Source organism: Ureibacillus chungkukjangi (assembly GCF_044795995.1).
In the GTDB taxonomy this organism is placed as follows: domain Bacteria; phylum Bacillota; class Bacilli; order Bacillales_A; family Planococcaceae; genus Ureibacillus; species Ureibacillus chungkukjangi.
Window position 1 is genome coordinate 3,374,082 of the sequence record NZ_CP085009.1, and the last position, 14,922, is coordinate 3,389,003.

Genomic DNA, 14,922 nt, shown 5'->3' on the forward strand with positions numbered 1-14,922 from the left:
AACAACATTATCTTTTCTGATAATATCACATAGTAAGTTGTATGGATAGATAGCAATTTTTAACTATAAATTCTAAAAATATTAACATTAATAATTGGAATATATTAGTCACAAAAAAACTAAAGTCCTAGTATTAACAATCACATTTATTTATCGATATAACCATATGAAGATGATTTATAAAAATCTATCAACCATGAATAACAACAAAGGAGAAAAACATCATGAAGTGGATCAAAAATTTAAAACTAAACCAGAAGTTTACAATGCTTTTGGTTGTTACATTAGTTAGCCTTTTATTAATTGGCAGCATCAGCTTTTTCCAATTTAAAAAAATGGGCGATTCGTTGGAGGATATGTATGATAATAAACTTCTGCCGATAGAGACAGTGACTCAAATGAAAAACAATTCACAATATGTACGTTTGGCATTAATTGAGTTAATGATTAATACAGAAGCAAATCGCAACGAGGAGCTACTAACGGCAGTTGGAGATAGACTTGATGCTAACAAAGAGTTAAGAGCGTCTTATCAAACAGATAATCCTGAAGAGCTTGAAATATTGACATCAATCGAAGTATTAATTACTGAATTCAATAAATATAAAGATGAACTGCTTGATTTAGCCAATAAAAATCAAAATGCTGAAGGTTATGCACTTTATGTAGCAAAGGTCGCTCCGATTTTCAATGATTTAGATGATAATTATACTAAGATTATTGATATAAATAGTAACGATGCTAAATTAGTTAACGATGAAAACGAAAAAGAAATCCAAGCATCAAATATCCTATTACTAGTAGTTATCGCGATAGCACTAGCTTTATATGTAGGGATCAGCTGGATTATTGCTCAAGCGATTTCTAAGCCAACTCAAGAAATGGAAAAGCTAATGATCAAAGCAGCGCAAGGAGATTTAACAGTTCAGAGTACATATGTATCTAAAGATGAAATTGGTTCACTTTCACATTCATTTAACGATATGCTTACTCAATTAAAGCAGCTCATTATGAATGTACGTGAATCTTCTGACCAAGTAGCAGCTTCTTCAGAGCAATTAATCGCAAGTGCTGAAGAAACTAGTAATGCATCTCAACACATTGCAGAAGCTAGTACTTATTTAGCTGCTGGTTCTGAAAGTGCTGTGAAGCATACAGATGAAATTTCTATTTCTACACAAGAAACAGCGATGAGTATTAGCCATATCGCTAATTCCATTTCACTAGTTTCTGAAGAGTCAAATGCAACAACTGAAGAATCAGAACGTGGAAATATAGCATTAAATAAAACCATCGAGCAAATGAAATCTATCAATAGTACTGTATTAGCTTCATCAAATGTTATTAAGGATCTTGGCAGTCGCTCATCTGAGATTGAGAAAATTGTAGGGGTTATCTCTGGTATTTCAGAGCAAACAAATTTATTAGCTTTAAATGCAGCAATCGAGGCAGCACGAGCTGGTGAAAACGGTAAAGGATTCGCTGTTGTAGCCGAAGAAGTTAGAAAGCTTGCTGAAGAATCAAGACGTTCTGCTGAACAGATTACTCACCTAATTTTAGATATTCAAAACAGCACAATGGAAGCTGTTGCTTCAATGGAACAATGTACATCAGAAGTAGAGACAGGTCTTCATTTAATCAATGAAACAGGGGAATCCTTCGGAAAAATCCTGCTTTCTGCTACAGATGTATCAAAAAAATCAGAAGAAGTATCTGCTACATCCGAGCAAATTGCAGCTTCTGTTGAAGAAATGAGCAGTAAAATCTTGAATGTTTCAAAGAGTGCTGAAGAAGCATCTTCAAATTCACAAACTGTAGCAGCTGGTGCTGAGGAACAGCTTGCATCTATGCAGGAAATTACAGCCTCTGCCCACGCCCTTGCAAAAATGGCCGAAGACTTACGCAGCGTTGTGAACACATTTAAAATCTAGAAGTTAGTAAGACATCGAGTAGGAGGGAGTGATTAACTCCCGACCTCTCACACCACCGTACGTACGGTTCCGTATACGGCGGTTCAATTAAGATGAATAACGCAAAGTTTCGTAACGAACTTGCAGACTTTTCAGCCCTTGGCTTTCCCAATAGGAATTGCCGAGGGTTCTGTGTAATATGGGGCTATTAGAAATGCGCCAGTACCCTTTCCGGGTGTTTCCCCACTCGTATGCTTTTCCAAAAGGAACTTTCAATCGAGTAAGATTTCTGACTCTTGTTCGAGGTTTCTTCCAATTCTTCCATAGACACATCCTTAATCTTCTTTTAATCCAGCTATCTAGTGATTTGAATGTGGAACTTGTATCTGCTAATGCAAAATAACCACACCACCCCATTAGATACTGGTTTAACTTCTCGATTCTGTATTCCATGGAATATGGCATCTTTCTTGAGGTAATCTCTCGTATTTTCATCTTCATTCGGACTAGACTTGTTTTCGCAAGACGAACTTTTGGTTCTTTGTGATTCGTGAAACTAAAACCTAAGAACTTTCGGTTCCAAGGACGATCTACTGCTGATTTCTTTTGGTTTACTTTTAAACGAAGTTTTCCCTCAATAAATCTTTGTACACTCGCCATTACTCTTAACCCCGCACGTTCCGTTTTCACATAAATATTGCAATCATCTGCGTATCGAACGAATTTATGTCCACGTTCCTCCAACTCTTTATCAAGTTCATCTAGAACTACGTTTGAAAGTAGAGGACTTAAAGGTCCACCTTGTGGTGTTCCTTCTTCTGTACTTGAAACCACTCCATTTATCATGACACCGGCTTGGAGGTATTTACGAATAAGTTTTAATAAAGGTTTATCTGAAATTCGTTTCGTTAATGTTGCCATTAGTCGGTCATGATTAACCTTATCGAAGAATTTCTCTAAATCCATGTCAATTACCCATCGATAACCTTCCTTTAAATAACCCTTTGCTTTCCGAACGGCGTCATGGGCGCTCCGATTTGGACGGAATCCATAACTGTGGTCCGAAAATGTTTCGTCATATTCCTTCGATAAAATCTGCGAGATAGCTTGTTGAATCAAACGGTCTGTCACGGTTGGGATACCTAGTAAACGCACACCACCATCTGGTTTCGGGATTTCGACTCGACGTACTGGTTGCGGTTCATAGGTTCCATTCAAAATCTGCGATTTAATGGTTTCCCAATTTTCGAGCATGTGCTGTCGTAAGGTTTGTACGGGCATCATGTCTACTCCATGGCTTCCTTTATTCGCTTCAACTCGCTTTAGCGCTTGTATCATATTTTGCCGTTCAAGAATTTGATTCAACATCACCATTTCGTTCCTTTCCGTGATTAGCTTATCTTCTTATGCCCATCTGAACTCCACCCTCCGCAAATACCCTCGTGGGATTCACCACTACTTTCTAAGCGTGAGGTTTCTCTGTTTTCTGTGCTCATTCATTCTAGATGGAAAGCCAAGGGCTAATCTCTCTTAATTGTTCAGTCCTTCCGACTGGTTCTAGACCCAATCGTACTATGACCTCTGCTGACTTCTGATGATTCAGCTACTTGTCACCAAGTAGGTTATGAAGGGTACTTCATGTTTCCATCAGACCTCCCCGGGTAAGCACATGCACTTTCACACCATCTATCCGCCTCATTTACTAGGTATGACCTTCGACAGAAAGGACTTTGTTTTGTCTTGCAAACTCATCCAGTCGTAACTAGCCTTGTATGAGATTCGTGTTCCTCGGACCGGTGTTTTGCCTCCAGCTTCCTTCAGATTCCGCGTCGCCACGGACACCCTTGCTCTTGGCTAACCTCTACTTCTGTCTTCGGGGTTCGGGACTTACACCCTATAGTTCATGCGCATGCCGGGCGCACAAGCAAGTGGAGAGAAACGATTTCGTTTCCCTCCATTTGTTTTTTTGTTTGTTAATGAATCTGGTGGCGGCTGACTTGATTTTTCTTTTGGGATGCATGTCATCACTTGGCTTATGAACTACATTACGATTTGGTTTTCCTTCTGCAATGTATTTCATTTGGATTGTGAACTGCTTCTCTATTCGCTTTTCTCTCTATAATGCACTTCATCTATCTTATGAACTGCATCCCGAACCAATTTTCCCCCTGCAATGCACTTCATCCCGCTTATGAACTGCTTCCCGATTTACTTTTCACTCTACAACGCATTTCATCCAAAATTATTAAACTAGATTTCGCCCCCTTCTCCCTTCCATCCAACAAAAAAACTGCCCTCCATCACCAGGATGAGGGGCAGTTCCTTTTCAACTTTATATTTTAAATCGATTTAATAGCTCTCTTAGTTCGTCTGCAAATTGTGCAGTTTTATCAATCGATGCTGTGATATCTTGAATTGAGCCAAGCTGCTCCTCTGAGGAAGAGGCTACTTCTCGAATATATTTTGAAGATTCAACAGAGCGATCTAAATTATCATTTATTACTTGTTGTACGTCTTTAACTTTCGCTAAAAGTGTTTCGATTTCATCAAAGATCAAATCCACTTCACTCGAAGATGCTTTAGTGGAGTGATAGACATTTTGTAAAATGCCATTAACTCCTTGCAGTCTTTCCATACCTGTTCCGAATTGATTTGTTCCTGCTTCAATCTCTATAACTGCACTTGAAGTTTCGGTTAATATTTGATTTACGAGCTCTGAGATTTGTGCCGCTGACTGAGCAGATTGGCTAGCTAATTTTTTCACTTCATTTGCCACAACAGCAAAGCCTTTTCCGTGTTCACCAGCTCGAGCTGCCTCGATAGAAGCATTTAAAGCAAGAAGATTTGTTTGCTCTGTAATACTAGTAATCATTCCAACAATATTGCCAATTTCTGATGAACGATTCCCTAATTTCTTTACCGTCTCTGATGAGCTACGGACTGAATTTTGGATATCTTTCATTTGATTCATCAACGCTTTTACTTCTTCATTTGCCTTCTCAACCTCTTTATAGGCATCCTTCGTTTTGTTCGATACTAAAGAGGAATGATCCTTTATTTCTGAAACACTTTGCGTGATTACATGAATCGATTGTAGATTATTTTTGTTGCCAGTTTCTTGTTCAATAGAAATTTCTGCTGAATGCTGAACGTTTTTAGTGACACCATCTGATAAATGAACCATTTCTTCTGCTCGATCTAAAAGGGCAGTTGTGCTATCAGAAACTACTTCCCCCTTATGGAGGATATCTCGAATCAATTCCTGCAAGCTTTCCAATAAGGAGTTGAAGTTATTTGCCAGCATACCAACCTCATCTTTTCTATTGATAGCAAGTCTTTGTGTTAAATCTCCATTATTAGTTACCAGTTCTTCAATTTTGTCATTGACCTGTTGAATAGGCTTTAACGAACGGCGATTAACAATATAGCTTATCAATGCGCCTATCAAAATAAAGACAATTGTCATAATAATAAAATAGTTCAATAAGGATTGAGCATCTGCAAAGGCTTCCTTAGTCGGGATTGTGATCATAATTCCCCAATCCATTTCACTTGCTTTGCTATAAAAGACTAAGCTGTCTTCTCCTTCGAATTTTGTTTCAATAACACTACTTTTACCCGCCATACTTTCATCTACCAATTTATTTAAATCGGCATTGTCATAATCTGCAATAGTCTTATTAAGAGTATCTTCCTTCTCTTTGCCTGCTACTATTGTCCCGTCATTAGTAAAGACTGTAACGTACCCACTATCCCCAATTGTATTTTGAGTAATAATATTTATTAGACTTTCAATTTGGTTTCCGCCTGAAGCTACCCCTACTACTTCTCCATTTTCACCATAAATTGGAGCGGAAGTTAAAACAATTGGAGCACCATTCACACTTGGTGAAGAAGAAGGTACTGGATTATAGGTTTTCGTTAGCTCCTTCATACCGCCTTGATAATGCTCAAATTCAGCAACTGGAATTTGGGAGCCACCTAAATATAAAAAACCGTTCGCATCCATAAAGGCAAAACCATCTGGATTCCCTGTTTTTTCGGCAATTCTAGCTCCTAAAGCATCTGCTTTTTCCGTATCAACCGACTTTAATTCATCAGCTTCAGCTATGTATGCCATTGTTTCCTGCTTACCTTGTATCCATATATCGATATTCGCTTTAATGGATTCTAGCTCACCGAATGCCTGCTCTTCAAATCTTTCATATAGAAAGTCCTTCGCCTTCAAGTACCCAAAAGCCGAAATACTTATCATAGAAATTGTTATTAAAATACTAATAACTATCGTATTTTTAAATACTAGTTTCACTGGTTATTCTCCTATCGTTAAGTGATTTTTTAAAGAAAAATACGAAAAAATCCACCCTAAAAAAAGGTGGATTCAATAATTGAAAGCCATCTTTTTTCGGCAACCCAGCCACCATAACAAAACGTCTTAGGTCTGTAGCTTTGCGTCCCTACCTTTCAATAGGTTTGCCTTTATCGTAAGATTATACATCGGTATAATTTATATCAATTTTATCATAATATCTATGGAAATAATATTGAGTTTATTATCTTGAAATAACAAAAAAATACCACCCCACAAATAATTCAAAGTTATTTGTAGAGGTGGTACTTCTATTGGATATATTTTAACAGTCTTTTTTTAGCATTTACTATATGCTGTTCATACACACTTAAAGCTGTATTTAAATCATTCTGCTTTATTGCATTAATCAATTCTTTATGTTCATGGTTAGGAAAATGACTTTGATTCGTTATAATAGATGGCGAATAAAGTGCTACACCATCCCATAATTGATTAATAAACGCCACAAGCTGCTTATTAGGGCACTTTTCTAACAACAATTCATGAAACTTTGCATTTAAAATAATATAATCTCCACTATCCGTTATATGCTCCATTTGCTGTACCATTCCGTCATATAAAATAATATCTATCTTTGAATAATGTGGAAATGCCATCTTCAATCCTTCCAACTCTAAAATCAATCGGGTATCATATAAATCTTCAATTTCTTTTACAGAGAATGCCTGAACATAATAACGACTATTAATTCTTTTTTGAAGAAAGCCCATACTTTCTAATTTAACAAAAGCTTCTCTAACAGGAATTCTACTTACATTGAAATTATCAGCTACTTCTTTTTGACTGAGGCTCTGATTTGGTTTTAAATTCCCTTTTAAGATTTCTAGTTTTATTGAATTGAATATTGTTTCAGATAGGGAAGAGCTCGAGTTGACTACTTCAAATTTCTTCATTATTCCTCCTGCCTTATGCTTTTAATTTTCTAATGAGGCTAACAAATTTTTCATTTTAAGATACACTGGCATATCAATCATCATGTCTTGATATGCCAAGGTCTTAAAATTATTCGTCTCAAAAAAATTTACGATTTCTTTTGCCAAAACAATTTCACTTTCATGAACTTTAAATACTTCTTGAATACATTCGATTTGTTTCGGATGAATAGCTTGCTTTCCATTATAACCGAGTTTTCTTGCTTGAACCGTTTCTTTCTGCAATAAATCCATCTCCTTTAAATAAATGCATGGTGCATCTATAGGAGGAAGTTTTTTAAATTTCTTAGATAATAAAGATATTTGCATTCTTATATGCTGAATTAATGGATTATCCACTATATCCTCTTCATTTACAGATAGATCTCTGGCTAAATCTACAGCGCCAAAAGCAATTCTCTTAACCACACTTGAGACAAGTATATTTTCTAATTCATAATATCCATTTACTGTCTCAATTAGAGGGATGATTTCCAAACTAGCAGGTATCTTTTGAATTCCTTGCTGAACTTTACTTATTTCCTCTACGTGTTCGCATTTCGGTAAAATAATACCCGCTACTTTTTCAAAGTTTATAACTGTTAAATCATCATCAAAAAATTCACATTTAGTATCGTTTATTCTAATATAGATTGGGGTTGTACTGTTATAATTTGATAAAAAATCATTAACCTGAATTCTTGTATTTAATTTTTCGCCCGATGGTATGGCATCCTCTAAATCTATAATAATATAATTTGGATTCAACTCAGACCTAACCTTTTCTAATGCCCTTGTATTATTTCCCGGCACAAATAACCAACAACTAATAATTACTCCTCCTCTTTTTATATGGCGATAATACTTCATCAGTATGTTCTCCTAATAATGGAATATCTCCCCCAATGGCATGAAATATTATTAAAATTCATAGGGGATTGCAACATCGAGATTTTTCCAACTTCAGAATTGACATTTTTCCATTTTTGATAAAATTGGAGTTGTGGATGATTAATTAATCCATTAATATCATTGAAATAAGCATTTGCTATTTTCTTCTCATCTAGTAAATTTGCCAAATCTGCCCGATCAATTTCACCCGTTACATCTTCTATAATTTTCTTTAAAAGCATTTTATTTTGCACGCGAAGAATATTAGTCTTAAATCTTGGATTAACAATGAGCGAGGCATCTTTCAAAATCTCCCTACAAAAAATCTCCCATTCTCGATTATTTTGAATGGCGATAAATAATTGCTCCTTATTCATAGTTAAAAATGGACCATACGGATATATTGTGGCATGATCTGTTCCACTTCTTACAGGTTCTGTTCCACCATAGGTATAGTAAATAGGAAAACTCATCCATTCTGCGATTGCTTCTAGCATTGAAATCTCTATTATGGTTCCTATTTTTGTTTTATTACGATGGATGATTGCTGCTAATATCGAAGAAAAAGCATACATTCCGCTAGCAATATCTACCACTGCCAGCCCCGTTTTCGCTGGGGCATCAGGAGAACCGGTAATTTGTAGCACGGCAGCTTCCGATTGAATTAATAAATCATAAGCTTTTTTGTTGCTATAAGGACCTTCTTTTCCATAACCAGAAATACTACAAATAATTAAATGTGGAAATATTTCATGCAGCTTTTCTGGATTGAAACCTAGCCTATCTAATGCTCCTGGTCCTAAATTATTTAACAAGACATCGGTATCTTGCAGGATATCAAATATCAATTGAACATTTTCTTGCTTCTTTAAATCTAACTCTACTGATTTCTTTCCTCTATTTAACCAAACAAAATTACCTGACAATCCGTGAGTTGCCTCGTCATAGCTCCTTGCAAAATCACCGACACCAGGTTTCTCAATTTTAATAATCTCTGCTCCAAGGTCAGCTAATTGCCTGCTTGCAAAAGGCGCTGCAACTGCATGCTCAATAGAGACCACTCTTATACCCTGTAATGGCAACAAACACATCCCCTTTTATGCAAGCTTGATAATTGGTTTAATTTCTTTAAAGTCTTTCATACTTTCAAGTGCTTCGTTAATTTCTTCAAGGTAATATATATTTGTAATCATTTTGTTAAATGGAACTTCATACTGATATTTTTCAATAAATTTTAATGCTTGATAATAATTCCCTATACCACCTGAAAATGAACCAATTAATTTTAAATTTTTTGCAGTAATAAGTGATGGCATGATTTCAACTTTTCCTGTTCCTAATTGTCCAACAACTACATACCGTCCGTTTTTCCGAATATAATTTAACCCTTCCTCAAAAGCACTTGGATGACCAGAATATTCCAATACAATATCTGCACCTAGACCATTTGTCAGATTGTTAATTATCGCATTTCGACTTTCCATTGTTTTCTCAATAGAAATATTGATTATGATATCTGCTCCCATTTCCTCTGCTAAACTTAAACGTTCCTCTGGTCCTCCAATTGCGATTACACTCTTAGCACCTGCTTTTTTAGCTACACATATAGCTAATAGACCTAATGGCCCTGTCCCTTGTACTACCACAATATCTTCAGATGAAATGCTTCCTAATTGGTTAAAACTGTTCATTACAGATCTAAATGCGCAACTACATAGACTTGCTAATTCCGAGCTTACAGTATCGGGTACTTTCACTCTTCCTGATGTAGGGAGAATATATCCGTATTCACTAAATCCTCCCATTAAATACGGATACTTTTCCATTGTTTCATACATGTAACTACGTCTATTTAAACAGAGGGTTGGTTGCTTTTCGACATTGCAATAATAGCAATTTCCACAATCAGCATGAGACCATATAACTCGATCTCCCTCTTTTAATGGATTACCAATTGAATCAACACTAACTTCTTCACCAAGCTTTACAATTTCACCAACCATTTCATGACCTAATATTACTGGTAAATTTACCTTTAAATTTAGCTCTCCCTGCCATAAGTGAACATCCGTTCCACAGATTGAAGACATTTGATTTTTCACCAGAACCGCTCTTGGTTCTATTGTTTGAGGTATTTCTACATTTTCAATTTGTAACTTTTCTCCAAAATTTCTTAACACTGCTGCTCTTGAAAGTTTAGGTATCTCCATTGTCGCCATCCCCTTTTCACTTTTTGACTCATTCATCATCACTTGTAATATCTATCATTATTGTTTTTATTTCAGTGAATTCATTTATTACTTCCAAACCATTCTCCCGACCATAACCACTCATCTTATAGCCGCCATATGGAACACTCCAATGTATTTTCCTATAATTATTAATCCAGACTGTACCACTCTGTAATTTATTTGAGATACGGTGGGCTCTTGCTAGATTTTTAGTCCAAACTCCAGCTGTTAAGCCATACTTTGAATCATTCGCCATCTTAATTACATCATCTTCATTTTTAAAAGGGATAATGGCTAAGATTGGCCCAAAGACTTCTTCCCTGCATAAATAAGAGTCATTATTTAAATTTGTTACAATTGTGGGAGAAAAATAGAAGCCTCCATTGTTTAAATTTATTTGCTCACCACCATAAATAATGGAACCGCCATCAGCTTTTACTGATTCTATAAAGGTCTGTAGTTTATCTAATTGTTCTGCAATAGAGATTGGTCCCATGACAGAATCTACTTCAAAAGGATCGCCTACTTTTATTTTCTTTGTCTGTTCAATAATTTTTGCTAAGCACTCTTCATAGATAGTTTCTTCTATAAAAACACGTGACCCTGCTGCACATGTTTGTCCCGCGTTTATGAATATTCCCCGTACTGCTGCATTTGTGGCTTTTTCCATATCGGCGTCTTCAAAAATAATATGGGGTGCTTTTCCCCCTAGTTCAAATGTTAATTTCTTCAATGTGTCACTCGATTGTTTTGCAATACTAATAGCTGTATTGGTAGAACCTGTAAAACCTAATTTATCTATTTCTGGATGTGTTGTTAGTGTTTTCGCAACTGGTAAATCTCCCGTAACAATATTTACAACTCCTGCTGGAATGCCCGCCTCCACTATTAATTCTGCAAAAGCCAATGCTGAAACCGAGGTTTGGATAGCTGGTTTTAATACAATTGTATTTCTAGTTGCTAGTGCAGGCGCAACTTTCCAAGCAAGCATTAGTAAGGGGGAGTTCCATGGTACAATTGCTCCTACTACGCCAATTGGTTCTTTCTTAATATAGCTAAATACATTTTTGGAAATTTCAACATACTCCCCCCTTAATTGGGCTGCAACGCCTGAGTAAAAGTAAAACCATTCAGCAACTGCAGGTATTTCATTTTCAATTAGTTCAATATATAATTTTCCATTTCCTTTACACTCTAAAGTCGCTAACCGTTCCTTATTTTTTAAAACTAAATCTCCTAATCTACGGAGTAATTTACTAACCTTAGTAACATCTGTTTCACTCCACCCATTTTCAAATGCCTTCCTTGCAGCCAATATCGCTTGAGTTGTTTCATGTTCTGTACAATCTGGAATTTCCGCCCAAAATTCTCCGTTAATTGGGCTAACTAATTTTGTATAGTTTTCAGTTTCTAAAAACTCATTATTTATGAAATATCCATGAAATTTTTCCATAAAATCCTCCCTAATTGTATAACTGTATACACTTTTGCTTAAATAAATATCTAAGTAGGTTTCTATGAAAATTTTGCTACTTAGATATTTAATATCATTACACTTTTAATAAGCTGCTTGGAATACTTCGAATAAAGTTACTTCTGTTGCCAATCTAGGATTTATATTCATTAGTCGTGAAATGTCTAGAGTCTCCATTGTCATTGCTTTTAAATCTCTTTCATCCACATGCAGTTCTGAAAGCTTTGTTGGTAGATTGATAGATTTCAGTAACTCAATGAAATAGTCGAAAAGTTGGTTTTCTTTTTCTTCTTGATTTGAGAATTTTTGACCCGGCAAGCATAAATCATATAATTTATCGAATTTCTCTTCGTTTGATTGATAATTATACTTCACTGTATAAGGCAGCATTAAGCCAGTAATTTCTCCATGCGGGGAATGAACCCTTCCTCCAATTGCATAGGCCATTGCATGTGAGATTGACGTGCCAGCATTTGAAAATGCTAGCCCTGCTAATAAGCTTCCTAACAACATATTCGATCTCGCCTGAATGTCTTTTCCATCTTTAAAAGCATCCACTAGACTTGCAGTTATTAGCCTAATTGCCTTTTCTGCAAATAAATTGGTTAAGATTGAAGATCCTCTAAAATCCGCTTGATAATCAGTATCGAATTGATTAAAGTTTTTAGAAGTATACGCCTCAACTGCATGTACTAGTGCGTCAATACCAGAACATGCAGTAACTCTTGGAGGCATTCCTACTGTCAATTGTGGATCAAGTATCGCATACTTTGGTTTTAAGAAGTTGCTAGAGATTCCAACTTTGAGATTACGCTCTTCATCATTTACAACTGCAACCCCTGTTACTTCTGATCCGGTACCAGCCGTCGTAGGAATTGCGATGATAGTAGTTGTTTCGAAATCTATTTTATTGTTATAAAAGTAACTAATCGGTTGCTCCGTTTTTAGCATAAATGCAATCATCTTCGCTAAATCTATGCAGCTCCCTCCACCTAGACCGATTAAAATGTCAATCTCCTTATTTTTATAAGTACCTAATACTTCTTCAACATCTTTAACTGTAGGTTCTGGCTTTGCCTGATCAAAAATTTCATAAGGTATGTCAAATACGTCCAACTTCTCTTTGAGTACATTTAATACCCCGCTATTTTTAATGCCTTGATCTGTTATCACAAGGGTCTTTGGTTTATCAGAGGCTGCATAGATATTTTTTAGTTCATCTAATGAATTTTCCCCAAAATAGATGTTCCCAGGAAAGTTATATTGCCAATATGTCTTCAAATCTTCCACCTACCCAATCTAGTATTATTTGAATCTATAAAAACCAAGTTGTTAAGAAAGGCACAAATGCAACAATCAACAACACGATTATTGAAACTAGCAAAAACTTTAATGTATGTGGCATCATTTCTAATACGGAACTTTTATTAACCTTTGCTGAAACAAAGACGTTTGCAGCCATCGGAGGAGTCAGTAACCCGATTTCAATAGTAGTAACCAATATAATCCCAAAATGTATTGGGTTAATTTCAAATGTTTGTGCTGCTGGAGCTAATAAAACCGCCATCAGTAATACTGCTGCATTTGTTTCCATAAACATTCCTACTACAAACAAAATAAGGATTAATAATAGTAAAAATAGGAATTTGTTATCTGTTAAATTCATTGCTGCCTCTGATACCAATTGAGGAATTTGTTCCAAAGTAATCATGTAATTAAATAGATTACTAAATGCAATAATTCCTAGAATGGCTGCTGATGAGATAGCAGCCAGTTTGAATGGTGAAAATAAATTGCTGAATTTAATCTTTTTAGTCACAACTGCCAGAACTAAACCATATACACATGCTACTGCTGCTGCTTCAGTGGGTGTAAATATCCCACTGTAGATTCCTCCCAGTACAATGATTGGCATAATTAAAGCTGGAATCGTTTTTAAAAAAGTTCTTCCTAACGATTCAGTAGCTGCTTGTTTTTCAAGTTGCTTTGTTTCTTCAGAAATTGAGGCATTTTCTGGATGATATACTTTTTTCAATAAAATACGATGAAGTACAAGATAAGCTAAAACAAATACAATACCAGGAACAATTGATGCAATAAACAAATCAGAAATTGATGCACCTACTGTCGCCCCATACAAAATTAATGGGATTGAAGGGGGGATGAATACACCTAATAATCCGGCAGCAGCAATTAGTGAAGCAGTATATCCCCGATCATAACCTTTTTCAACCATTTTATGACCAATTGAACTTCCTATTGCAGATACCGTCGCAACAGAGGAACCTGTAATAGCCCCTAAAAAGGCACTTGCTAACACAGTTACATACCCTAAACTGCCATGAATTTTTTTCAACAACTTCTCTGATAACTGAATTAACTGTGAAATAATACTGCCTTGGTTCATAATTTGTCCTGCTAAAATAAACAAGGGAATCGCTAATAAGGAAAAAGAAGATACAGCTTGATTTGATAGTGAGGCAAATGAAGCAAATGGGATATCTAGTAATTGCCCCCCTAATAATGCACTAATTGCAAATGTTACTCCAATTGGTACACCTATCATTAAAATAGCAATTAGAACTACCACAATTACTAACATTAAATATCCCCTCCTTTTCGCAACTTTTGTATCCCCTTAAAGATATTACTTACACAGTGCAAACCCATCACTACAATGGATAATACAATAATTCCATATATAATGGATAAAGGAATTCCTGCTTCTAACGTTTTTTCACCGCTCTCCCCTACAAATTTTAAGAATGAGTAGACGATATTGAAAAATACTACAACGAAAATTATAAGTATAATGTCAACTATCAAATTCATAATAGTTTGTATGTTTTTAATTTTAATCATTTGACTTAATTCAATAGATATATATTCTCTTGTATAGGTAATTGCGCTTGCACCTAAAAATGTAATCGTCGTCATTCCTATAGCTGCATATTCTGGCATACCTAAAGAATGCCATCCAAGTAATCGTCCCACAATTTGAAGGATAACAGCAATCATAATAACTATTAGTGCAATGGCAATTAAGAATTCTTGTGTCTTATATAAGCCTTTTTCAAACTTATGCCACATTTTATTCACTCCTTATTTACTTAATGGGACAGATTTCTCTGTC

At 35.6% G+C, this 14,922-nt stretch carries 12 protein-coding genes and 1 riboswitch; of the genes, 1 reads left to right on the top strand and 11 read right to left on the bottom strand.

Going from position 1 to position 14,922, the window contains the following annotated elements:
- The first annotated feature begins 224 nt into the window (after nt 1–224).
- Complete coding sequence (locus LG296_RS16775) at nt 225–1,931, top strand: methyl-accepting chemotaxis protein (RefSeq protein ID WP_107935301.1); 1,707 nt, start codon at nt 225–227, stop codon at nt 1,929–1,931.
- Nucleotides 1,932–2,018: 87 nt separating this feature from the next.
- Here the strand turns inward: LG296_RS16775 and ltrA are convergent, their stop codons facing one another.
- From ltrA to LG296_RS16830, 11 genes are all read right to left on the bottom strand, one after another.
- Entirely contained in the window at nt 2,019–3,281 is a 1,263-nt protein-coding gene (gene ltrA, locus LG296_RS16780; protein ID WP_107937924.1) for a group II intron reverse transcriptase/maturase, read from the bottom strand.
- Nucleotides 3,282–3,797: 516 nt separating this feature from the next.
- Nucleotides 3,798–3,935, bottom strand: coding sequence for a hypothetical protein (locus tag LG296_RS16785; protein ID WP_251400934.1), 138 nt, complete (start codon nt 3,933–3,935; stop codon nt 3,798–3,800).
- A 307-nt stretch (nt 3,936–4,242) separates the two neighbouring features.
- Nucleotides 4,243–6,219 (bottom strand): methyl-accepting chemotaxis protein, encoded by a 1,977-nt coding sequence (locus tag LG296_RS16790; protein ID WP_107935827.1) that lies wholly within the window; start codon nt 6,217–6,219, stop codon nt 4,243–4,245.
- A gap of 95 nt (nt 6,220–6,314) precedes the next feature.
- A riboswitch (cyclic di-GMP riboswitch) is annotated at nt 6,315–6,398 on the bottom strand.
- Between the two features lie 132 nt (nt 6,399–6,530).
- Entirely contained in the window at nt 6,531–7,175 is a 645-nt protein-coding gene (locus LG296_RS16795; protein WP_107935829.1) for a GntR family transcriptional regulator, read from the bottom strand.
- A gap of 21 nt (nt 7,176–7,196) precedes the next feature.
- Complete coding sequence (locus tag LG296_RS16800) at nt 7,197–8,063, bottom strand: CoA ester lyase (protein ID WP_107935831.1); 867 nt, start codon at nt 8,061–8,063, stop codon at nt 7,197–7,199.
- Nucleotides 8,063–9,166: a CaiB/BaiF CoA transferase family protein gene (locus LG296_RS16805; protein WP_404427233.1), complete on the bottom strand. Its 1,104-nt coding sequence runs from the start codon at nt 9,164–9,166 to the stop codon at nt 8,063–8,065. Before LG296_RS16805 ends, LG296_RS16800 begins: the two co-directional genes overlap by 1 nt.
- A 15-nt stretch (nt 9,167–9,181) precedes the next feature.
- The gene (locus LG296_RS16810; RefSeq protein WP_202973776.1) at nt 9,182–10,294 is read right to left on the bottom strand and encodes a zinc-binding dehydrogenase; all 1,113 of its coding nucleotides are present in this window, start codon (nt 10,292–10,294) and stop codon (nt 9,182–9,184) included.
- Between the two features lie 28 nt (nt 10,295–10,322).
- The gene (locus LG296_RS16815) at nt 10,323–11,768 is read right to left on the bottom strand and encodes an aldehyde dehydrogenase (protein ID WP_107935835.1); all 1,446 of its coding nucleotides are present in this window, start codon (nt 11,766–11,768) and stop codon (nt 10,323–10,325) included.
- Nucleotides 11,769–11,873: 105 nt separating this feature from the next.
- On the bottom strand, nt 11,874–13,070 hold the full coding sequence (locus tag LG296_RS16820; RefSeq protein ID WP_181418068.1) for an iron-containing alcohol dehydrogenase: 1,197 nt from the start codon (nt 13,068–13,070) through the stop codon (nt 11,874–11,876).
- Between the two features lie 34 nt (nt 13,071–13,104).
- Nucleotides 13,105–14,391: a TRAP transporter large permease gene (locus LG296_RS16825; RefSeq protein WP_107935839.1), complete on the bottom strand. Its 1,287-nt coding sequence runs from the start codon at nt 14,389–14,391 to the stop codon at nt 13,105–13,107.
- The gene (locus tag LG296_RS16830) at nt 14,391–14,879 is read right to left on the bottom strand and encodes a TRAP transporter small permease (RefSeq protein ID WP_107935841.1); all 489 of its coding nucleotides are present in this window, start codon (nt 14,877–14,879) and stop codon (nt 14,391–14,393) included. The genes LG296_RS16825 and LG296_RS16830 overlap by 1 nt, the downstream gene beginning before the upstream one ends.
- Nucleotides 14,880–14,922 lie beyond the last annotated feature (43 nt).

Excerpts from the sequence above, each read along its gene's own strand:
- LG296_RS16775 (WP_107935301.1), top strand. The coding sequence starts at position 225 with ATGAAGTGGATCAAAAATTTAAAACTAAACCAGAAGTTTACAATGCTT.
- LG296_RS16785 (WP_251400934.1), bottom strand. The coding sequence starts at position 3,935 with ATGACATGCATCCCAAAAGAAAAATCAAGTCAGCCGCCACCAGATTCA.
- LG296_RS16795 (WP_107935829.1), bottom strand. The coding sequence starts at position 7,175 with ATGAAGAAATTTGAAGTAGTCAACTCGAGCTCTTCCCTATCTGAAACA.
- LG296_RS16800 (WP_107935831.1), bottom strand. The coding sequence starts at position 8,063 with ATGAAGTATTATCGCCATATAAAAAGAGGAGGAGTAATTATTAGTTGT.
- LG296_RS16810 (WP_202973776.1), bottom strand. The coding sequence starts at position 10,294 with ATGGAGATACCTAAACTTTCAAGAGCAGCAGTGTTAAGAAATTTTGGA.
- LG296_RS16815 (WP_107935835.1), bottom strand. The coding sequence starts at position 11,768 with ATGGAAAAATTTCATGGATATTTCATAAATAATGAGTTTTTAGAAACT.
- LG296_RS16825 (WP_107935839.1), bottom strand. The coding sequence starts at position 14,391 with ATGTTAGTAATTGTGGTAGTTCTAATTGCTATTTTAATGATAGGTGTA.
- LG296_RS16830 (WP_107935841.1), bottom strand. The coding sequence starts at position 14,879 with ATGTGGCATAAGTTTGAAAAAGGCTTATATAAGACACAAGAATTCTTA.